Below are 21,885 nucleotides of genomic sequence, written 5' to 3' on the forward strand. Positions count from 1 at the left end.
AAAAGCTCATCATTTATTTTTCATCCCTTTAAGCAGTTTCAGCTTCGCTTCAAGCAGAGCGACTTCCTGTTTGGCTTTATTTATCTTGCTTTCAAATTCAGTTTTAAGTACCTGAGCGTTTTTAGAGTTTGCCAGAAAGCCAATGTTATTTTCCCAAAGGTTGATTTCGTTTTTAATAGCAGAAATTTTTGTTTCCAGTTGAAACCGTTCTTTTGAAAGCATCCTCCCCGCATCGGGGTCTCCCTGCAAAGATTCAATACGAGTTTTGTAGTGCAATGTGCTCATCTCCACGGAAGATATCTTCAATTTATCCATCAACTGATTTATTGTCTGCCGGTATTTTTCCTGCAGAATTTCTTTTACATCCATAGGCACATATCCTATTGTAACCCATTCTCTCTGAAAATTTTTCAGTGCTTCAAAATTTTCATTTTTATTATCGCTGAATTCAAAAGATAGCATACGCTCAAGCAAAGCCTCTTTCTTTTTCAGGTTTTCCTGTTCATTGCTCTGGATGTTTGAAAAATACTCAGATTTTCTTTTAAAAAAATCATCACAGGCAGCACGAAATCTTTTCCATACTTTTTCGGAATAGCGTTTTGGCGCAGGCCCGATTTTTTTCCACTCCTGTTGCAAATTTAATATTTCTGCGGTACTTTGTTTCCAGTTGCTGTTGTTAACAACCGCTTCGGCCTGCACACATAAACCCAGCTTCAGGTTGTAGTTTGTAATCTGCTGTTCTTTCAGCTGGCTAAAAAATTCATTTTTATTGTTGTAAAACAAGTTCACGGCACTCCGGAAACGTTCCCATATTTCATCGTTGAATTTTGCCGGTGTGCGGCCAATACTGTCCCATAATTCCTGCATTTCCAGAACTTCAGCTGTCTTTGCTTTCCAGTCATTGCCCGTGGCTATCTCTCCGGCATTTATTGCTTCCATTTTTTCACACAAAGCTGTTTTTGCAAGAAGGTTGGCCTCCTGTTCGCTCTGTAATTTGGAATAATATTCCCTTCGTGCCTGGTTTATTTTATCCGATACCGTTTTAAACCTTTCCCAAATCTCATCCTTCTTGTCCTGTGGAATTGGACCAATCTCTTTCCATTCATCATGATATTTTTGAAGAAGCTTGAACGATTTTGTAATTGATTTTTCGAATAGAAGCTCTTCAACTTTTTCGCATAAAAGTATCTTCTGCTCAAGGTTCTTTTTCAGGTCAAGGTCTTTAAGTTCTTTGCCTATTTTAACTTTTTCAAAAAACTTATCTACGAGGTAATGATAATTGTTCCATAAACTTTCTATTTCATTCCGTGGAACCTGCCCTATCTGCTTCCATTTCTCCTGAAGAATTTTAAATTCATCATAGGTTTTCTTAAGTGATTCTTCAGAACTAATAAGTTGTTTTATCTCTTCCAGTATTTGTTTCTTTTGTTCAAGGTTTTCAAGTTTAGCTCTTTCTTGCCGTGCATCGTCATGAACTTTTTTTTCTTTGTAAATATCAAAAGCATTTTTAAACCTTTCCTCAAGGGTATCGGCAGGTTGTATATAGTCCTCTTTATTGCCTCCATCGGCCAGGTATTTATCCATAGCTGCCTGTTTTTCGGCTTTGGTTCTTCTAAGATATACTACCTTGATGCCCGCGACACGTGCTTTAATTTTGCTTATTTCATTCGACTGAACAAGCTCTTCCAGCTTTGACACAAGTTCTTCTCTTGAAAGTTCAGTAAAATCTGTTTGAAGTTGTTCCTCGTGTTCCTCTTCCATATCAGTATCGGAAGCAACAAAATCAGCTTCATGAAGCAATCTGTCTTCAGGTTCGTTTTCTGGGACTTCTGTTGTTTTTTTTGCAGCTAATGCTTTTTTTGAAGGTAATTTCCTTGCTGCAATTTTTACGGATTTGCCTTCAGGGGCTTCGTTATCAACAGGTTTCGCCTCATTTTCATTGAAAGGTTCCTGCGTTACCTCTGCTGCATCATTTTTAATTTCGGGAATGTTTTTTTTACCGGTTCTTTTCTTCTGTTTAGTAGGTTCATTATCTGTTACATCATCTACAGCCGTAACTACAGAATTTTCAGTAATGTCCATACCATCAGCAGTTTTTTTGTTTACCACCTTTTCGGTTTTATGGGAAGATGTTTTTTCAGTTTGTTCGCTCATAATAATTAAATATAATAAAATACCGAAACCTATTCGGAATCAGTAAGGAAGATTGCAATTAAAGAAAGCAAAAATAATATAATTTATCTCGAAAATACATTAAAACTTTTATGCTATGTTATTATATTTCAAATATGAAAGGGTGTCAAGCCATCAATCCAAGGCTCTTTTATTGAACATAATGTAACCGATATTAAACATGATTGACAATGGTTTATACTCTCTGTGATAATAGGATATGCTTAAACTGATGGGGCATATAGGGCTGTTATATACCAAAGCGGCATAAGCAAGAGCGCTGCGGGTTTCAAAAATTTTACCATAATGAGCTTCGTATTTTTCGGTGCTGAGAATTTCCTGATAAGGTTGAAATAAATAACCCTCCAAACGAAAATGTATTCGTTTGTAAATATTAAAAATATTCCTTATGCCAACAGCAGCAAAATTATTCGCCCTGTATTCAGGCAAAAAATACGCTTTGCTTTCGGGAGTCGGTTGAAAAGCAGGGGCCGAAAGCAAACTGGAAGTATAGTTAAAAAAAAGCGGTTTATTGGTTATCACAGCTTCGGCAAGTATGCCAAAATGATAAAAGTTTGCCACTTTAAAATACTTTGTATAATGAATTTTAAATTGCGCCCAGTGCCTCAGCTTATAATCAGACATCTTGTTTAGAGAAGTTGAACCCGGGACATTTGTTTCACCCCCGTAAACATATCTTGCATCAATGATGAGGTTATCTCCTGATATTTCATATTGTTTCCTGTCAAGATAATTTCTTTCATAAAAGAAGTGTGCGGTAATAAAATCAAAATTTGTGCGGTCGGCAGTATCGGTCTTCGAAAACAAGTTATGCTGATAGTATTGATTGCGTTTACGGGCTATAGCTGCACCGATGGAAAATTTCCCTTTATTTCCGGCAGGCATTGAAAAATCAGTCATAAAATTTATCTCATTTTCAACTAGATATGAAGGCATTATATCCTCCAGAAAGCGAATCGTTGTTTTAAAATAATCCCATTTGCTTATTGAAAAAGATGTTTCCAGCGATAATGGCACACGAGTGGGAAAATCAAAACGGTTTTTAATGTGTGCAGAGTTATAGAATTTCCCAATATAAAAATTAACCGATAACTTGCTGGCTGTGAGGCCGAGATACTTATATTGCAATCCGACATAAGCTCCGGTTATACTGCCGGAAGAAATCAAGCCCCCGAACTGAGCAACAAAATTTTTCTCTTTTTTAACTTTCAAGGTTAAATTATAAAATCCTGTTTTTTTATTATAGTGTGCTTTAGGGTAAATTGATTCTATTTTATCATCGGCAATAAGCCTGAAATACTCCATTTTCAGTTTACTGACAGTAAAAACGGTGTCTGAATGCATTATAGACCTTCGGATGTACTCTGCCTGCAAGGGGTTAACGCCTTCGATGGTAATGGAATCAAAGAGTAAGGGCGGTTTTTTTAGCAGGAATTTATTTCTTTTGTTTGAGCGTTGTTCTTTGTTAATGGTATCAGAAACATATTTTTTTATTTCGGGTATTTTTTCCAAAGCAGCATAATAGCCCAGTTCAATCATTTCTTTTGCTTTTTCATACTCGAGTTCTTTCACCTTCGGTAAATCTGGCTCAATCATTATTCCATTTTCACAAATAACACTATAATTAGTATTTGTGGTCAGCATATTTTGTATCTGGGAAATAATATTGGTTTCATCAATATCCGAAGTAACCCAGTTTTTTGCTACATTACTACCAATGATATAGTCGGGATTAAAATCCTCAAGAGCTACATCCGCAGGAAAATTATTATACATTCCCCCATCGAATAATAAGCGGTCATCAACCTTAATCGGCTTGAAATAAAAAGGGTATGTCAAAGAAGCCCTTACCGCTTCGGGAAAGTATCCACGTTTCATGGTAACGGCTTTTTTATCCACAATGTCTGCAGCCACACAGCGAAAAGGGATATACAGGCTGTCGAAATTTTCATTGGCAGCCACTCCTGCACCCGTCAGGAAATACATCAACCCAAAATCTATTTGATCAGTTTTTCTGATATTTGTGGGAAGTTTATAATTTAATATGGTATCATAATTAAATTTTACATCCAGCCAGGAAGCATCCGGGTGATCCTGTTTAAAGTAAAAAAAATATTTATCTTCCACAGTACCTTTTGTCCAGTGAAGAAATTCCGGTGAAGTGATAATTTTTTCAATCTGTTCAGGGGTGTTGCCTGCCGCATATAAACTTGCCACCACAGCGCCCATAGACGTACCGGCAATATAATCAACTGGAATATTATTTTCTTCAAGAGCTTTCAGCACACCCACATGTGCCGAGCCTTTAACTCCTCCTCCGCTAAGTACCAGCGCCACTTTCTGGGCATTGGAAAAATAAGGACAAATAAGCCAAAGGGCTGATAAAACAATGAATTTCTTGATATAGTGAGAAAAAACTATCAACTATTTAATTATTACTATTTATTTTAACGCTTGTTAAGTTCTTCTATTATGTCTTCTATATATCGGGTTCATACAAATATTAAAACATAAATTAGTATGATATTTCTGTTAAAGTTTAACCCAAAACCATTGCTTAAAACCAAAGGCTCTTTTACGGAATAATTTCATATAAGTTCTATAAAAAACCCCTTGTCAAATAATCAACAAGGGGTATATTACAAAAACAAGAATTATTGATTTTTTTCTGCCATTTTCATATTAAAATCTATTTGTGCCAGGCGCTGGTAACTTCTGTATCTCCATTTGGCATTTTCTTCAGCTGCTTTAAAGAGTTCTTCTGCTTCCTGAGGAAATGTTTTCTTTAGCGATGTAAAACGCACTTCGCTGTTCAGGAAATTCTGGAACTCTTCCCATTTTGGCTCTTTCGAATCTAAAGTGAAGGGGTTTTTCCCCTCTTTCTCTAACAATGGGTTGTAGCGATATAATGACCAATATCCGGCTTCCACTGCCAGGGCAGCCTGCTCCTGCGATTTCCCCATACCTGCCCGCAGGCCATGGTTAATACATGGAGCATAAGCAATTATCAAAGAAGGTCCTGGATATGCTTCAGCTTCTTTAATCGCCTTAAAATATTGCCCGTAGCTTGCGCCCATGGCAACTTGTGCAACATATACATATCCATAGGACATGGCCATCATGCCCAGGTCCTTTTTACGAATGCGTTTTCCGGCGGCTGCAAATTTTGCAACAGCAGCAATAGGTGTGGATTTGGATGCCTGTCCTCCAGTATTGGAATAAACTTCTGTGTCGAGTACAAGTACATTTACATCGCTGCCTGACGCAAGTACGTGGTCAAGTCCGCCATAACCAATATCATAAGCCCAGCCGTCGCCACCAAATATCCATACTGATTTCTTTACCAGGTAATCTTTAAGCTCAAAAATTTGTTTTGCTATCGGATTTTCGGATTTTTCAATCAGGGGGATAATTTTTTTAGCAGCAGCATCCGAAGCTTCAGCGTTGTTCATGCCATCAAGCCAAGCTTTGAAAGCTTCTTTGGTTTCGGCCGGAAGGTCTGATTCCAAACCTGTTTTCATCAGTCTTTCAATGCGTCCACGCAGTTTTCTGACACCGGTTTCTATTCCGTAGCCATATTCGGCATTATCTTCAAAGAGAGAGTTCGCCCAGGCAACGCCTTTGCCTGATTTTGCTATTGAATATGGAGTAGCTGGCGCTGAGCCGCCATAAATGGAAGAACATCCTGTAGCGTTGGCTACGATCATTCTTTCGCCAAAGAGCTGAGTGATCAGTTTTATGTATGGAGTTTCACCGCAACCGGCGCAAGCACCCGAGAATTCAAATAACGGCTGTGCAAACTGGCTGTTTTTGAAAATTTTGAAAATATCAATATTGGATGTTTTGTATCCAACCTTTTCCTCCATATAGGTATAACGTTCTATTTCGGCTTCCTGTGTTCCAAGCGGTTTCATTTCCAGCGCCTTGACCTTAGCGGGACAAACATCTTCGCAATTGCCGCAACCTGTACAATCAAGCACGGTAACCTGCATGCGGAATTGCAATCCTTCTAACTCTTTTCCGACAGCTTTCAGTGTTTTGGTATTTGCCGGTGCGTTTTTCAGATCGTTTTCATTCAACAGGAACGGCCTGATGGCGGCGTGAGGGCAAACAAAAGCACATTGGTTGCACTGGATGCAATTTTCAGGGATCCATTCGGGAACGTTAACGGCAACACCTCTTTTTTCGTAACGGGTGGTGCCTGATGGGAATGTTCCGTCTTCCCTGTTTAAGAATGCGCTTACAGGAAGATCATCGCCTTTCATGGCATTGATGGGGGCGAACACATTTTTAATGAAATCAGGAAGATTTTTATCATCTAGGGCCACGTCATCAGGAAGATTTTTCCAGTCGGCAGGCACGCTCACTTCAACTACACCTTCAACACCTTTATCAATAGAAGCGATGTTCAGTTTCACGACCTCTTCGCCTTTTCTTCCATAGGTTTTTTCGATGGCTTTTTTCATATGGTTCACAGCCAGGTCAAAAGGTATCACGTTGGATACTTTGAAAAATGCTGTTTGCGTGATCGTATTGGTTCTGTTTCCTAATCCGATTTCTTCAGCGATTTTGGTTGCGTTGATGATATAAAATTTAATATCGTTGGCAGCAAGGTACTTCTTTATTTTATTCGGCAGATGTTTTTTGGTTTCTTCCGCATCCCAGATACTGTTCAGCAGGAAGGTACCACCTTTTTTCAGGCCTTTCAGCATATCATATTTTTCAAGGTATGCCGGAACGTGGCAGGCAACAAAATCCGGAGTGTTTACCAGGTATGGAGCCCTGATTACTTTGTCACCAAAACGAAGGTGAGAAACTGTAATACCGCCTGATTTTTTCGAGTCATAGGCAAAATAGGCCTGGCAATATTTATCGGTGGTTTCGCTGATGATCTTGATTGAATTTTTGTTGGCGCCGACCGTGCCGTCTGATCCGATACCGTAAAACTTGGCTTCGTATGTTCCTTTTGGGGTAACGCTGATTTCGGGTAACAACGGCAGTGATTTAAAGGTAACGTCATCAACGATACCCACGGTGAACTGGTTTTTTGGTTCTTTTAGTTTCATGTTTTCAAAAACGGAAACCATCATGGCGGGGGTGGTATCTTTTGAGCTCAAGCCGTACCTTCCGCCGACGATCATCGGGGCGCCGGGTTTGTTGTAGAAGAGGTCCCGAACATCAAGATAAAGAGGCTCGCCGTTAGCTCCGATTTCTTTGGTGCGGTCGAGAACCGTAATTCTTTTTGCTGTTTTCGGGTAAACCTTCATGAAATATTTTTCTGAAAAAGGACGATACAAATGAACCGAAATTAAACCTACTTTTTCGCCTTTGGCCACGAGATAATCAACAACTTCCTTCAGGGTTTCGGTGATGGAGCCCATGGCCACCACAATATTTTCGGCATCTTTTGCACCGTAATACGTAAATGGATGGTATTCCCTGCCGGTGATTTTTGCCATTTCGTTCATATAGTGTTCGACCATGTCGGGAACGGCATCGTAGTATTTGTTGGCAGCTTCGCGTGACTGGAAATAAATATCCGGGTTTTGTGCGGTACCGCGTGTAACGGGATGTTCTGGGTTAAGTGCGCGGTCGCGGAATTCTTTCAAAGCTTTTTTGTCGAGGAGCTTTTCCATGTCTTCCATAGCAGGAGCTTCTACTTTCTGAATCTCGTGTGAAGTACGGAATCCATCGAAGAAATGAAGAAACGGTACTCTTGATTTGAGGGTTGTAAAATGTGCTACGGCTGCTATATCCATAATTTCTTGTACGCTACCGGTGGCGAGCATTGCAAACCCAGTGTTACGGGTTGCCATTACGTCACTGTGGTCGCCAAAAATTGATAATGCCTGAGCAGCAAGGCTGCGGGCAGATACATGTAATACACCCGGTAGTAATTCACCGGCAATTTTATACATATTCGGGATCATCAGCAACAATCCCTGTGAAGCAGTATAAGTAGCGGCAAGTGAGCCAGCCTGAAGCGCGCCGTGCAGTGCGCCGGCAGCGCCTGCTTCCGATTGCATTTCGGATAGGCTTACCGTTTCACCGAAAATATTTTTTTTCCCGGCGGCGGCCCACTCATCAATATTTTCTGCCATGTTAGATGATGGTGTTATTGGGTAAATACATGCTACTTCAGTAAACATATAAGCAATGTATGCTGCTGCATAATTACCATCACAAGTAATAAAATTTTTTTTCTTTTCCATTTCCTGATTACAATTTAAGTTTCTGATAATATGTTTATTAATTATTTGATTTTTAACAGATATCCATACAAAAATAGTGATTTATCAAAAGTAATGTGTGATTTTTCCTAAAAATAATTAGAAATAAAGGCATTTACTTGCCGATTTTCAAACATTCATCATGAAGAGAATCACAGTTATGGCAAATGACAATCAGTTACTTATTTTCCTGAACTGCAACAGAGTCATTCACGACTTCGGTCGTATCCATCTGTAGTAATTTATCTGCATTTTCAAGGGCTTTATTCCGTTCTATCTCCATGAGCGAGTCTTCGGTTTTTTTCTGTTTTTCCTGTTCTTCCTGTGTTGGTCCACAAGCAATAAAAATGAACAATGAAAATAATCCAAAAAATATTTTTAATGATTTCATATTTTTTTTACAAAATTACAAATTCTATCAAAACTTCACAAAGGTTTTCGCCTCCGAAATAAATTTTTCCTGCGAATCAAATATTCCATGATTATGATCCCCTGTAATATCAATAAACCTTTTTTCGCCAGAAAATTTTTCAAATAAACGCTTTCCATGTTCATAAGGGATTGTTTCGTCTGTTTTGCTGTGTATAAACAAAACGGGGGCGTGAATTTTTAAAAGTTTTTCTCCGGATGTAAAATGAAATCGAAGCAACAACTTATTCGGCAAAAACCAGTAAGTCTTTTTTGATATATCTTTCAATCTGAAAAATGTTGATTCCATGACCAGTGCATGACAATTTTTATTTTGTGCGAGATCCACCGCCACTGCTCCCCCCAGCGACCACCCCCAGATAATTATTTTCTCCTCAAGGATATTCAAAGTTTCTGTAAGGTATTTCCACGATGCATTTGCATCTTCATAAATATCTTCTTCCTTTCCAATACTGCCCGTGCTGATTCCATAGCCTCTGTAATCTACAGCAAGTGCATTACAACCCATTTCATGAAAAAGCCGCATTCGTTTCTCTCCCCGTGAAATATTCCCGGCATTGCCATGAAAAAAAAGTACTGTGTATTCTGCCGTATCAACAGGCATCCACCATGCATGAAGCTGCTCCCCATCGCGGGTCGTTATGCGGTGCTCACTTATTTTCAAATCTTCGGGTGGAGGAACGGAACCTTTTTGAGGAAAGAAAATAACATGTTTCTGAAAAAAATAAACAAGTACACATATTATGAGGTAAACAAGAACGGCTATCAAAAATGCCAGCAACAGTTTTTTCATTTTGGGTAAAAAAAAACCTGCCGGTATTCAGGCAGGTCTGGTTTGTATTAAATGCAATTATCCTAACACCAAAGTGTAGGTTGTCCCATTAATTATCACATAAACAATCAGGTCGCATGTGCCTGTTCCATAATCTACTGTTATGGTGGGATATCCGGGATTAACAATATCAATAGTACCTGAAGCAATTATCCAGCTGAAAATGGACTGGCAAAATTTGTATAAAAGCGGGGATGTAATATTTACTGAGAAGGCGGCGCCATTAATATCGGCACCTTCTGCCGAACCCGTAACTTCATATTCATCATCCCAGGGATTAACATAAGTATCGTAACCTGCTACCCATTCGTTTTCGCGCTGGGAAGTCCAGTGTATAGTGCCTTCGTTGTATGTGATGCTTGCGCCCTGAACATCTACGGAATACACCGGATGCCCTTCATTATTATGCCCCATGTTGGTTATTACCTGTGTTCCCTGTATCTGGTGGTCAACGCCATTTACGGTCTGGTAAAAATTTTCAAAAGTTGAGGTAAATGTCTGGGCTGAGTCAACATACAAACCTGTCATCACCGTATTTATCCTGCCTTTAAAAACGGTGCCGTCCTGATAGGTGCATCCTGTACCAAAGTCAATAGTTAGGATTCGTTCCGGGAAGGCGCCACTGATATATAATACCGGGCATCCCTGGATAGTATCGCAGGTGCTTTTGCTGTTAACCTGAAAAGCAGCTTTGGATATCTGGCTATAGGCACGGTAAAAATCACGTTCAGCAGTATAATTATCCATAGCAGCGCGGTAGCTGTATTCATTGTTGTCTTCGGTTTTCTTACAGGAAGAGGTGGAGAAAAACAATCCTGCAGAGATTATAACAATCAGGCAGGCGCTGAAAATTTTAATTGCTTTCATGGTTTAATATTTTAATGATTAAACAAAATTATAAAAAATCCCGAATATAAAATCTTAACGTAATTATTAGTGAATTTATTTGTATATCCTGAAATCTTTAACATTTGTTAAGTTTTTTTCATCAGGGAATAATAAAGCCTTAAAAGTTTCGTAGCAGCCATATATGAACTTTGCCTGTTGGCAGTAATTTCCTGCTCAAGTGATTTAATCTGTTTTTTTATTTCCGGATGACAGTAAAAATCCGATAGGAGTTGTTCGTTGAGTGCGTGCCGCATACGCATCAGAACCTGTTCAATTCTTTTTTTCTCAAAATATCCGTTTAAATGAGTAAAATTAAAGTAATCTTCTATCATCTTCCAGACTTCAGCAATGCCTGTTTTTTCTTTTGCCGAACATGATTTCACGCTGGGTTCCCATCCCGATTCGGACAATGGAAAAAGGTGAAGGGCATTTTTATATTCCAGCATTGCAGCTCTGGCTCTGTTAACATTGTCGCCGTCAGATTTGTTAATTACTATGGCATCCGCTATCTCCATGATTCCTCTTTTTATTCCCTGTAACTCATCTCCGGCACCCGGCAACATCAGTAAAAGAAAAAAATCTACCATGGAGTGCACAAGAGTTTCGGACTGCCCCACCCCAACCGTTTCAACAAATATGACATTAAAACCTGCAGCTTCACAAAGCATAATTGTTTCCCATGTTTTGCGTGCCACACCACCCAATGTTCCTGCCGAAGGTGAAGGCCGGATATAAGCATTGGCATCAGCGGCTAATTCTTCCATACGGGTTTTGTCTCCCAGAATACTACCTTTGGTGCGGTAACTGCTTGGGTCTATGGCGAGTACTGCCAGTTTGTGCTTGCACCGTGTTAAATGCTTGCCAAGAACTTCAATAAATGAGCTTTTTCCAACTCCAGGAACACCTGTTATCCCTATGCGTAAAGAACGTCCGGTATATGGCAAACAATTCTCAAGCACCTGTTGGGCAACTTTTTGGTGGTCAGGCAAAGTGCTCTCTATCAAGGTAATAGCCCGGCTTAAAATTGTTATATTACCCGAAATCACTCCTTCGGATAATTCTTCTATTGAAAGTCCGGCAGTTTTCCTGCCACGGATTTTTTTCACAGCATCAATGTTTATTGGCTGTGGTTGCTCAATACCCTCCTGAACTTTCAGGGCGCTTTTATATGATTTATGTGTCACGTATCTTCTGTTTCAATACAAAAATAAGTATTTTCAGAAAATTATGAGTACAACCTTTTTTATTTTTACGCTTAATCAAGCAGCCAGTAAAAATAATGCGGGCTGAAAAAATAAGATGCCACCACAAGCAGATTGAAAATAAGTATAATAATTTGTGCTGTTCCCGCCTTACGTTGACTTATTGATGAAATTATCACCCAGATAAAACTTGATGCCAGATAAACGAGTAATAATCCGTATAACAACAGTATGGGTATGCGCCATATTTCACCTATAATATTCATTGGCAGCAAGGATTTCGGGTCGTAAAGAGAAGAAGTCCCTTCAGAAAAAACATAAAATAAGCCGTTGGCCCAGTAAGGCATGAACATCCAGCCGACCACATAAACAAAAATAAAAATGGAAAGGTTGGCTAATTTATTTTCAGTATTATATTTTTTTATAAACAAGCTTATTACCAAGACCAATAATGAAATTATCGTTAATGCTAATCCAGCAGAAATAATAAGAAGCCTGTACAGATAATTCGGATCGGAAGCAGGGTTTATTCGGGATATATCCACATCCGGCGAAAAAGAAGAAGCATAAGGTACAAATAAATTCGCCACAGGAACCAGTGCCAGCACAACAGCTGAAATAACCAGCAATATTTTTGTAGTTGATGCCATGATTTATTTCCTGTTCAGAATTTTTTGCTTTTCCTGAATTTTTTGCCATGTAAAAGGGCATGGTATCGCCAGTTCGCGGTCAACAATCATGTCTCCGTTGCATTTCACCTGTTCAATATTGCTTCCGTCAGTAAAAAACATCTGGCCGTCAATGGCAATTATCAGGTATTTGTATTTCACCATGTCTTCGCTTTTAGGCTTTGCAGCATTAAATTCCGTATAATAGTCAAATGTCTGGCCGGGCAACACCATGTTTAACTGCTTATCTTTTATCTTTTTGCCTATTTCGGCAATTTTTTTTGCATCAAGTTCAGCAGGAATAATTTGTGTTTCGTCAATGACACTGCGAAAATCATTATCTGAAAACTGCCATTGGTTTGGATAAAGGAAATATCGTGAATTGCTCAGGTCAATGCCCAGCATGTTCCCTGAGACATTTTTAATGAACACATGGATATAAAAAAAATCCGAACTATCCGTTACATACAGGTATTTGTCTATTGAAATATTTACAAGTTTTCCCTGATAAAACAAATGTCCTTCTGTCTTACTGCCTGTTTGAGCTAATAAGGATAACGCCCAGAAGGGCAAAAAAATCAGTACAATTATTTTTAATAAACAGCGCATATTAAAATCCCTGAATAAAATTAAATAAAAAGAAGAAACTTAATGAAAAGAAAAGTGAAATTATAAAAAAATTATTGCTATTTCAGAAGCTCTATGCATTTTTTCAGGCTATCTTCCCAATAGGGAATGGTAAGCCCGAAACTGTCCTTGATTTTTTTCTTATCCATCACACTATATGCCGGCCTTTTTGCTGCTGCATTGAATTCGAGAGCAGAAATAGGCAACACTCTGGTGTTTAATGCAGAAAATTCTACTATGTTTTTTGCAAAATCAAACCACGAAATCTCGCCTTCATTTGAATAATGGTATAACTCAGGTTTTTCTGGCAGTGTGTAATAACTTATCATATTAAGAATTGCTTCTGCCAGGTCACGGGCATAAGAAGGTGAGCCAATCTGGTCATTCACCACCCTGAGTTCCGGTTTTTCTTTGGCTAATCTCATAATGGTTTTAACAAAATTATTACCAAAGGATGAATACAACCAGGATGTACGTATAATATAAGAAGGTATTTTTGAATTTAAAACAATTTCTTCCCCTTTAAATTTGCTTGCCGCATATATTGACAAAGGACCGGGAGTATCTGTTTCAGTGTAGGGAGTTTTTTTCTGGCCATCGAAAACAAAATCCGTGGAAATGTGAACAACAAATGAATTGTTCGCTTTTGCGGCATGGCAAAGGGCTTCTACAGCAACTGCATTCAGTTCAAATGCTGCGGTGGAGTCGGTTTCTGCTTTATCCACAGCGTTGTATGCAGCACAATTAATTATTAATTCAATATTATTTAGAGCAACAAAATCATAAACGGCTTTTTTATCACAAATATCAAGCTCTTCAATATCTGTAAAAAAAAAGTTATGTTGAGGAAAATCGCCTGAATACAAACGAAGTTCACTGCCTAATTGTCCGTTACTACCGGTTACCAGGATTTTCATTTGATAAAATATAATGAAAAATTAAAAATGAAAAATTAAAAATTGTTGTATTATCGCCCATACATTGACTTTTTGGAAGTTATAATGCTTGAAGCAAGAAGTTTAATTAGCTCTTCACAATCATGTGAAAATATTTTCGTCAAAATAATTTGTTTCTTTTAAGAGATGCAGCCAGTATTGTGTTTCATTTGCTTCTTTAAGGGAAATACTTAATTTATTTATAAAATCAGCTTTGGATTGCGCAAATGCTGCCTCATGAATCATTGCCCCGATTGCAGTTCCTGATTTTAAAAATTGTTTTGATAATGTAAATTCCTTATAATTTTCTGTGAGATATTTATAAGAATTAACAACCCTTACAGCAAAACTAAAAGATTTTTTTTTTAATATATCATCCCGTTCTTTCTTCATTCAATATTTAACAGTTTTAAATTTTTACTACTAATTTTTCACTCTCCACTCTTCATTCTTCATTTTTCATTCTTCACTTTTTAAAGTATTCTATCGTCTTCATCAGCCCTTCCCTTAATTGAATTTTCGGTTCCCAGCCTAATGCTGACTTTGCCAGTTCAATATCAGGTTTGCGTTGCATTGGGTCATCGGAAGGCAGGGGTTGAAAAATTATTTTCGATTTCGATCGGGTCAGTTCAATAACAAATTGAGCCAGTTCCAGTATGGTAAATTCAACTGGGTTTCCAATATTGACAGGCCCTGTGAAATCGTCAGGTGTGTTCATCAGGCGTATCAAAGCATCAACCAAATCATCAGCATAACAAAAACTACGGGTTTGTTTCCCGTTACCATAGATAGAAATATCCTGGTTTTTCAACGCCTGTGTTATAAAATTGGAGACCACCCTGCCATCACTGGGATGCATCCTTGGACCGTAAGTATTGAAAATCCTTGCAATTTTAATTTTCACATTGTTCTGACGCTGGTAGTTAACAAATAATGCTTCAGCGCAACGTTTGCCTTCGTCATAACAGGCGCGGTAGCCAATCGGGTTTACATGGCCCCAGTAACTTTCATGTTGGGGATGTTCTTTGGGGTCACCATAAACTTCGCTTGTAGAAGCCTGCAAAACCTTTGCCTGTAAGCGTTTTGCCAGTCCCAGCATATTGATGGCCCCCATCACCGAGGTTTTTATGGTTTTTATCGGGTTGTGCTGATAATGGATGGGGGATGCCGGGCAGGCAAGATTGTAAATCTCATCTACCTCAATAAAAAACGGCATGGTAACATCGTGCCTTATCAACTCAAAATAAGGGTTGCTGAGCAGGTGTACAATATTTTCTTTTTGCCCGGTAAAATAATTATCAAGGCAGATGACTTCGCAACCATCATGTAACAGTCGCTCACAAAGGTGTGACCCGAGAAAGCCTGCTCCGCCGGTAACCAATATCTTTTTTTTCATATATTATTTTGAAGTGTCAATACCAATGCAGAAATATTCGAAACCCTCTGCTTTCATTAGTTCAGTGTCATAAATATTCCTCCCGTCAAAAATCACATGATTCTTCAATAATTTTTTCATCACGCTGAAATTAGGCACACGAAATTCTGTCCATTCGGTAACAACCAGCAGGCAGTCGGCATCAATAAGTGCTTCGTACTGGTCTTTAACGTATGCAATTTTATCGCCCAGCCTGCGTTTTGCTTCTTCCATGGCTGCAGGGTCATAAGCTTTCACTTTTGCTCCGGCTTTCAGAAATTTCTCAATGAGCACCAGTGCCGGTGCTTCCCGCATATCATCGGTTTCCGGTTTGAACGACAAACCCCATAAGGCAATAGTTTTGTCTTTCAGGTTATTATGAAAATATTTCGCTACTTTATCATATAGCACTCCCTTCTGTTCGTCATTCACAGCTTCCACCGCTTTCAGCACCCGCAAAGGGTAGCCTCTTTCATCGGCGGTTTTTATCAGGGCTTTCACATCTTTAGGGAAACAGGAGCCGCCGTAGCCCACACCCGGATAAATAAATTTATTTCCGATACGCGAATCGCTGCCAATACCTTTACGAACCAGGTTGATGTTTGCACCTACAATTTCGCAAAGGTTTGCAATATCATTAATAAAGCTGATTTTTGTTGCCAGCATGGCGTTGGCAGCATATTTGGTCATCTCGGCGCTGGGGATGTCCATAAAAATTACGGGATGCCCGTTGAGTGTGAAAGGTTTGTACAGTTGTTTCATCAGGTTTTCGGCACGCTCCGATTCCAGCCCCACCACAATGCGGTCGGGTTTCATAAAATCATCAATGGCAGCGCCTTCTTTTAAAAATTCGGGGTTGGAAGCCACGTCGAAAGGAATATCAAGGTTTCTCTTTTTCAGCTCTTTTGCTATGGCATCTTTTACTTTTACTGCTGTGCCTACAGGCACCGTACTTTTTGTTACCACCAGTATATATTGATTCATATTCCTGCCAACTTCCGAAGCTACTGCAAGCACATGTTTCAGGTCGGCACTGCCATCTTCATCGGGGGGAGTGCCCACAGCGATAAAAACAACTTCCGCACCCGGTAAAACATCTTTCAAGACAGTAGAAAAATGCAGCCGGTTCTTCTCGACATTCTTGTGTATCATGGCATCTAACCCAGGCTCATATATTGGCAGTATGCCTTTTTTCAGGTTTTCAATCTTTGTGGTATCAATATCAACGCAGGTTGTATCAATACCTACTTCGGCAAAACAAGTGCCTGTTACCAATCCTACATAGCCTGTTCCAACAACAACGACTTTCATAGAGTATATTCGTTTTATTTATGATTATTTTTGGCAAAAATAAACATTCTGATACAATACAGTGTAAACTATTTTATCAGCTCTCTAATGAACTTAGATAAATGTTTAGGTTTCACGAGCAAATAATAAAACAACTGTTTACACTTGATATTTAACATTCATCAGCAAATCGGACATATTGTATGCAAACAATATCAATCCGTTTGTACTACCAAAAATTTTGAGATGCTCCAGAATGTCTTTGGATTTGTTACCACAATTTTTTCTATAATTTTTCCATTCATTTTTAGTGTGTAACTGCCTTCCGGATGAGTGGAAATCAATTTGGCTTTTTTCACATTCAGGATTATTTCGGTAGTGTTTCGTATATCTATTTTTACAAAATTTTCGGGGTTTACCTTTTGCGACACCCTATCACCGGTAATAACGCCTTTATCTTTAAGGTCTCTTCTTTCCCCGACAACATAGTATGCCGTATTCAATTCAACAGTCTGCTGGTCAATCAGCTGAGCCTTTTCTTCATTCTGCCCGCTAAGGTCTTCAATTTTTGTGTTTAACTCTGCCACAGTGAAGTTGAGCTTTTCAAGTTGTGTCTTCAGGTCAGCAATCTCGGTATCTTTTTCGAGCATCTGCTGGTTTAGCAGCTCTATTGTTTTCTGTAAAGCATCCACTTTCATATTTGAATTGCGCAAAGCACTTTCCAGCTTTTTTATAAGCTCTTTGTTTTTTTCCAGCAGGGTGTTGATGTTGGTAATATGTTCCATGATGCTCTCTTTCACATCCTGCTCCACCTCGGTATTTCCCTTTTTTGACTCCTGTATCTTCATCTGGCTGGCTTCGATTGTATTCAGATTATCTTCGACATCATTAATAAAACTGAACATCTCATTGACACTGGCATCTTTTTCGGCAAGCTGTGCCTGCAACTCCTTAATCTGCTTGTCTTTAGGGTCCATATCATCCTCACCGTTCTCAAGGGAGGAATTGCAGCTCCATAAAAGAGGCAGGAAACAAGCAACAATAAACAAATGTTTTTTCATGGTAAAGGTTTTTTAAATTATTTGTTAATTTTGAATAACAAAGATAATAATGTATTTTCTATTCAATTTTCAATTAACCAAAAAAATGAAAAAATATTTTGATACAGCCACAATATTAGTTATTGTCATTACATTAATTTTATTTATTGTTGCATTATTTGTGAAAGGTTTGACCCACGATTTATTGCTGGAAGCCGGCATACTGCTTGTTTCAGTAAAGCTTATACTGAACGGCTACAGGAACAACAGCAACAGCAACAATATTCTGGAAGAACTGAATGATATCAAAAAAATAATTGAAAAGGATAAGCAGTCTGATTTAGACAGTAACAAAGGGTAAATACAACAAAAAACCCTGCTGTGGCAGGGTTTCAGTGTTATTCTTTTGTCTGGGACTTTTTCTTTTCCTTGATACGGGCTTTCTTGCCAGTGAGGTCACGGAGGTAGAAAATACGTGCGCGGCGCACCATACCTTTTTTATTTACTTCTATTTTTTCAATGAAAGGTGAACCGGCAGGAAAAATCCTTTCCACGCCTACATTGCCCGACATTTTCCTGACAGTGAAGGTGTTACGTCCCTTAGGCCCTGAGCATTGTATCACCACGCCCTGAAATTGCTGGATACGTTCTTTATTACCTTCTTTGATTTTATAATGTACCGTTATGGTGTCGCCAGCTTTAAAAACTGGAAATTCAGGTTTTTTATTCATTGTTTCTTCAACAAAACTGATAATCTCCGCCTTATTCATTTCAGTAGAATTTTTAAATTGGAGTGCAAAGATACACTTTATTTTTATTCAATAATGCGGATTATTGATTTTTTTTTATTTCTTCGCCTCCCATCATCCCCGGCCTTTTCTTTTTTGTGCGCTCCAGCGCCTGCTCGTAAAGCCAACTGGAAATTTCGGCATTATTGCCCGAAAGCAATATATCCGGAACTTTCATGCCCTTAAATTCCGCCGGGCGGGTATAAACCGGAGGAGATAACAACCCATCCTGGAAAGAATCACTTAAAGCCGAAGTTTCATCGCCCAGCACACCGGGTATCAGCCGGACGATGCTGTCGGTGATGATGACCGTTGCGAATTCACCGCCCGACAAGACATAATCCCCTACAGATATTTCGCGGGTAATGTAGTTTTCACGAACTCGTTCATCAATGCCTTTGTAATGCCCGCATAAAATTATAATATTTCTGAAAGTTGAGATATGATTTGCCGTTTGCTGGGTAAACAGTTCCCCATCGGGACAGGTATAAATAATTTCATCATAGTTTCGTTCCGACTTCAACTTATCTATGCAGGCCGCTATGGGCTCTATCATCATCACCATACCTGCGCCACCGCCATAGGGATAATCGTCCACACTGCGGTATTTGTTGATTGCATAATCACGAAGATTATGGAAAAATATCTCCACCAGCCCTTTTTCCTTTGCCCGCTTTACTATAGAATGCCCGAAAGGGCTTTCAAAAATCTCAGGAAATATGGTTATGATGTCTATGCGCACGTTTTTTCTGCTAAATTACCCAAAAAATATTTTATAATAAATTTTGTCATTATTTAGAATTTTTCTAAATTAGCACCCTGAAACAAAAAAATGAACCTGCTGAAACTTAACGATGGAGAAAGCGCTGAAATTATAAAAATCGGTGGCAGGGGTGCATTCCGCAGAAGAGTAATGGAAATGGGCCTTATGATAGGTGAAAAAATCACTGCCATAAGGAAAGCTCCGCTTAATGACCCTGTGGAATATAAAGTCAAGGGCAGTAAGATAATTTTAAGAAATGCAGATGCTGCGTTAATAGAAGTAAGCCTGGATTTTAGCAGTAAAAAAGAAGACAATGCTGTTGAAACTCAAATCATTGATTCGGGCAGAAAAAGCAAGGTGGATTCCGTAAAAGATATCAGCATTGCCTTTATCGGCAACTGCACTTCGGGTAAAACCACCATTTTTAATTATTACACCAACCTGAATGAACGTGTCGGGAACTATGCCGGCGTAACTGTTGAAACAAAAAAACACAAAGTAAAATACAAAGGATATACTATTACTTTCATTGACCTTCCGGGAGTTTATTCCTTATCTGGTAAGCAAAAACAAAAAACAGTAGTGCGCGACTATCTGTTTGAGACCTTGCCTGATGTAATCATCAATGTTGTGGACGCCACCAGCATAGAACGAAGCCTCTACCTCACCACAGAACTTATTGATTCGGATTTAAAAGTGGTCATGGCGCTGAATATGTTCGACGATTTTGTAAAAAACGGTTTTCAGCTTGATGTGCCTTCGCTGGGATACCTGACAGGAATCCCTGTTTTGCCCGTTACCGCTTCAAGAAATAAAGACCTTGATACATTGCTGGAACTTGCCCTGGAAGTCTATGAAGATAAAGACCGCGACCAGAGGCATATCCATATTAATTACGGAGAACAACTGGAGAAATCTATCAAAAACATTCAGTCTCTGATAAAAAAAGAAGACAACACCTGGCTTACCAATTTGGTATCCAGTCGCTTTCTTGCAATAAAACTTCTCGAAAAAGACCATCATTCGGAACATATCATTGAAAAATGTTTTAACAAACAGGATATTGAGAAAGCTGTGAAACAGGAAAGGGAAACTTGTGAGTCGCTTTACAAAACTCCCTGTGAGCAGCTCATCAGCAACTATAAATTCGGCTTTATTAACGGGGCATTAAAAGAGACCATGACATTGCCCAAAGAAAGTGTAAGCAGCACCGATATGATTGACAGCATCCTTACGCATAAAGTGTTCGGGCTCCCAATTTTTTTCCTGTTTATGTGGCTGATGTTTACGGCAACATTCAAGCTGGGAAGTTTTCCCATGCAATGGATAGAAGAAATGATTGCATTTTTTTCAGGGCTGGTTTCAGAAAATATGGCTGACGGCATGCTGAAAGACTTGCTGACAGACGGTATTTTGAGCGGCGTGGGAGGTGTTCTTGTTTTCCTCCCGAACATCCTGATATTATATTTTTTTATATCATTGATGGAAGATACGGGGTATATGTCGAGAGCTGTTTTTATCATGGATAAAATCATGCACCGCATAGGCCTCCACGGCAAATCATTTATTCCGCTTGTGATGGGCTTCGGGTGCAATGTCCCCGCCATACTGGCAACCCGTATGCTGGAAAACAAAAAAGAACGCCTGATAACGATTCTCATCAACCCTTTTATTTCCTGCAATGCCCGTTTGCCTGTGTATATACTTTTCATCACTGCTTTTTTCCCTAACAACTCCGGTACTATACTTTTTTTCATTTACCTCACAGGGATATTACTGGCTGTTCTGACAGCGCTTTTACTAAACCGGCTTATCGAAAAAAAGCGTGAATATCCTTTTGTGATGGAACTCCCGCCCTACCGTACACCTTCTTTAAAAGTTACATTAAAAATGATGTGGAACCGCTCTGCACAATACCTAAAAAAAATCGGTACAGTGATACTCATCGCAGCAGTAATTTTCTGGGCACTTAGTTATTTCCCTCTAAACATGAATTACTCCAGAAACTATGAAGCAGAGAAAGTTCAAATCATAGATAATTACAACGAAAAAATGCTTAGCCTTTCTGTTGAGGACAGCTCAAAAAAAATGCAACTGGAAGAAAAGAAACAAAAGGAATTGGAAAATATTACGTTGGCACAAAAGAGTGAGCATAAAGAATTGTCATATCTTGGCAGAGTTGGGCATTTTATAGAACCCGTCATCCGGCCTTTGGGTTTCGATTGGCGTATAGGTATTACCATCCTGTCGGGGATACCGGCCAAAGAAATAATAGTTAGCTCTCTGGCAGTACTTTATCACGTTGACTCAGAAACCGATACAGGCAATCAAACACTGGTAAAACGCTTGCAATCTCAGACATATCACTTTGGGGATAAAGCCGGGCAGAAAGTTTTTAATCCGGCTGTAGCGCTTGCTTTTATGATTTTTGTGCTTCTTTATATCCCTTGTATTGGGACAATCACTGCAATAAGCCGTGAGGCCAAAAATTGGAGATGGGGCTTATTTTCGGTGTTGTACTCATTTTCGCTAGCCTGGCTGCTTGCTTTTGCTATAAACCAGATAGGTAATTTATTTTTATAAACC

Annotated in this window: 17 protein-coding genes and 1 pseudogene; 2 read left to right on the plus strand and 16 right to left on the minus strand. The window is 39.0% G+C overall.

Going from position 1 to position 21,885, the window contains the following annotated elements:
- Positions 1 to 9 precede the first annotated feature (9 nt).
- The 14 genes and pseudogenes from M0R16_03305 to M0R16_03370 all read right to left on the minus strand — a co-directional run bounded on the left by M0R16_03305 (position 10) and on the right by M0R16_03370 (position 17,769).
- A complete protein-coding gene (locus M0R16_03305) occupies positions 10 to 2,154 on the minus strand; it encodes a DUF349 domain-containing protein (GenBank protein ID MCK9611909.1) in 2,145 nt (714 codons plus the stop codon).
- Positions 2,155 to 2,307: 153 nt separating this feature from the next.
- Positions 2,308 to 4,617, minus strand: coding sequence for a patatin-like phospholipase family protein (locus M0R16_03310; GenBank protein MCK9611910.1), 2,310 nt, complete (start codon positions 4,615 to 4,617; stop codon positions 2,308 to 2,310).
- 230 nt (positions 4,618 to 4,847) lie between these two features.
- Entirely contained in the window at positions 4,848 to 8,405 is a 3,558-nt protein-coding gene (gene nifJ / locus M0R16_03315; protein ID MCK9611911.1) for a pyruvate:ferredoxin (flavodoxin) oxidoreductase, read from the minus strand.
- A gap of 196 nt (positions 8,406 to 8,601) precedes the next feature.
- A complete protein-coding gene (locus tag M0R16_03320; GenBank protein ID MCK9611912.1) occupies positions 8,602 to 8,814 on the minus strand; it encodes a hypothetical protein in 213 nt (70 codons plus the stop codon).
- A gap of 27 nt (positions 8,815 to 8,841) precedes the next feature.
- Positions 8,842 to 9,645, minus strand: coding sequence for an alpha/beta hydrolase (locus tag M0R16_03325; protein ID MCK9611913.1), 804 nt, complete (start codon positions 9,643 to 9,645; stop codon positions 8,842 to 8,844).
- 57 nt (positions 9,646 to 9,702) lie between these two features.
- Positions 9,703 to 10,551: a hypothetical protein gene (locus M0R16_03330; GenBank protein ID MCK9611914.1), complete on the minus strand. Its 849-nt coding sequence runs from the start codon at positions 10,549 to 10,551 to the stop codon at positions 9,703 to 9,705.
- 107 nt (positions 10,552 to 10,658) lie between these two features.
- On the minus strand, positions 10,659 to 11,756 hold the full coding sequence (gene meaB / locus M0R16_03335) for a methylmalonyl Co-A mutase-associated GTPase MeaB (protein ID MCK9611915.1): 1,098 nt from the start codon (positions 11,754 to 11,756) through the stop codon (positions 10,659 to 10,661).
- A 71-nt stretch (positions 11,757 to 11,827) separates the two neighbouring features.
- Entirely contained in the window at positions 11,828 to 12,424 is a 597-nt protein-coding gene (locus M0R16_03340; protein ID MCK9611916.1) for a hypothetical protein, read from the minus strand.
- Positions 12,425 to 12,427: 3 nt separating this feature from the next.
- Positions 12,428 to 13,051, minus strand: a complete 624-nt coding sequence (locus tag M0R16_03345; protein MCK9611917.1) for a hypothetical protein — start codon at positions 13,049 to 13,051, stop codon at positions 12,428 to 12,430.
- Positions 13,052 to 13,128: 77 nt separating this feature from the next.
- On the minus strand, positions 13,129 to 13,986 hold the full coding sequence (rfbD, locus tag M0R16_03350) for a dTDP-4-dehydrorhamnose reductase (GenBank protein MCK9611918.1): 858 nt from the start codon (positions 13,984 to 13,986) through the stop codon (positions 13,129 to 13,131).
- A gap of 50 nt (positions 13,987 to 14,036) precedes the next feature.
- Positions 14,037 to 14,397 (minus strand): annotated as a pseudogene (locus M0R16_03355) (four helix bundle protein).
- Positions 14,398 to 14,470: 73 nt separating this feature from the next.
- The gene (locus tag M0R16_03360) at positions 14,471 to 15,400 is read right to left on the minus strand and encodes an SDR family oxidoreductase (protein ID MCK9611919.1); all 930 of its coding nucleotides are present in this window, start codon (positions 15,398 to 15,400) and stop codon (positions 14,471 to 14,473) included.
- 3 nt (positions 15,401 to 15,403) lie between these two features.
- Entirely contained in the window at positions 15,404 to 16,729 is a 1,326-nt protein-coding gene (locus M0R16_03365; GenBank protein ID MCK9611920.1) for a UDP-glucose/GDP-mannose dehydrogenase family protein, read from the minus strand.
- Positions 16,730 to 16,923: 194 nt separating this feature from the next.
- Positions 16,924 to 17,769, minus strand: a complete 846-nt coding sequence (locus M0R16_03370; GenBank protein MCK9611921.1) for a hypothetical protein — start codon at positions 17,767 to 17,769, stop codon at positions 16,924 to 16,926.
- A gap of 85 nt (positions 17,770 to 17,854) precedes the next feature.
- Between M0R16_03370 and M0R16_03375 the strand changes: the two genes are divergently transcribed.
- Entirely contained in the window at positions 17,855 to 18,109 is a 255-nt protein-coding gene (locus tag M0R16_03375; protein MCK9611922.1) for a hypothetical protein, read from the plus strand.
- A gap of 37 nt (positions 18,110 to 18,146) precedes the next feature.
- On the opposite strand, the gene rplS is transcribed toward M0R16_03375, so the two are convergent.
- Positions 18,147 to 18,518, minus strand: a complete 372-nt coding sequence (gene rplS, locus M0R16_03380) for a 50S ribosomal protein L19 (GenBank protein ID MCK9611923.1) — start codon at positions 18,516 to 18,518, stop codon at positions 18,147 to 18,149.
- A 61-nt stretch (positions 18,519 to 18,579) separates the two neighbouring features.
- Complete coding sequence (gene trmD, locus M0R16_03385) at positions 18,580 to 19,278, minus strand: tRNA (guanosine(37)-N1)-methyltransferase TrmD (GenBank protein MCK9611924.1); 699 nt, start codon at positions 19,276 to 19,278, stop codon at positions 18,580 to 18,582.
- A gap of 90 nt (positions 19,279 to 19,368) precedes the next feature.
- Here trmD and feoB point away from each other — a divergent pair, with 90 nt between their 5' ends.
- Positions 19,369 to 21,882, plus strand: coding sequence for a ferrous iron transport protein B (gene feoB / locus M0R16_03390; GenBank protein ID MCK9611925.1), 2,514 nt, complete (start codon positions 19,369 to 19,371; stop codon positions 21,880 to 21,882).
- Positions 21,883 to 21,885: the final 3 nt, after the last annotated feature.

It is taken from the genome of Bacteroidales bacterium, assembly GCA_023228145.1.
Taxonomy (GTDB): Bacteria; Bacteroidota; Bacteroidia; order Bacteroidales; family CAIWKO01; genus CAIWKO01.